At 47.4% G+C, this 865-nt stretch carries 1 rRNA gene; it reads left to right on the top strand.

Annotated features, from left to right (window positions below):
• Positions 1–865: ribosomal RNA gene (locus tag P8V03_RS19010) — 23S ribosomal RNA — on the top strand; the annotation flags it as partial.

Genomic DNA, 865 nt, shown 5'->3' with positions numbered 1-865 from the left:
CGTGCTTTTTGTAGAACGAGCCAGCGAGTTACGATATGTAGCAAGGTTAAGTATTTAAGATACGCAGCCGAAGGGAAACCGAGTCTGAATAGGGCGAAAAGTTGCATGTCGTAGACCCGAAACCGGGTGACCTATCCATGGACAGGTTGAAGCGGAAGTAAAATTCCGTGGAGGACCGAACCACGTTGGTGTTGAAAAACCATGGGATGAGCTGTGGATAGCGGAGAAATTCCAATCGAACTCGGAGATAGCTGGTTCTCCTCGAAATAGCTTTAGGGCTAGCGTCTTGAATGAGTAATGGAGGTAGAGCACTGAATGGGCTAGGGGCTGACAACAGTTACTGAACCCTATCAAACTCCGAATGCCATATACTTGAATCAAGGCAGTCAGACTACGAATGATAAGATCCGTGGTCAAAAGGGAAACAGCCCAGACCATCAGCTAAGGTCCCAAAGTGTAAGTTAAGTGGAAAAGGATGTGGGATTTCTAAGACAACTAGGATGTTGGCTTAGAAGCAGCCACTCATTTAAAGAGTGCGTAATAGCTCACTAGTCGAGAGATCCTGCGCCGAAGATGTCCGGGGCTAAAACTTACCACCGAAGCTATGGATTGATACGTAAGTATCAGTGGTAGAGGAGCTTCCTGTATGGATTGAAGTCGTACCGAAAGGAGCGGTGGACTGTACAGGAGTGAGTATGCTGGCATAAGTAGCGAGAAATAAGTGAGAATCTTATTGGTCGAAAACCTAAGGTTTCCTGAGGAAGGCTCGTCCGCTCAGGGTTAGTCGGGACCTAAGCCGAGGCCGAAAGGCGTAGGTGATGGACAATCGGTTGATATTCCGATACCGCCAATTTGCGTTATTACA

Source organism: Clostridium tanneri, from assembly GCF_033659955.1.
GTDB classification, from domain to species: Bacteria; Bacillota; Clostridia; order Clostridiales; family Clostridiaceae; genus Clostridium_AM; species Clostridium_AM tanneri.
Note: the sequence above shows the minus strand (reverse complement) of the source record. Positions and strands in the feature narration are given on the sequence as shown.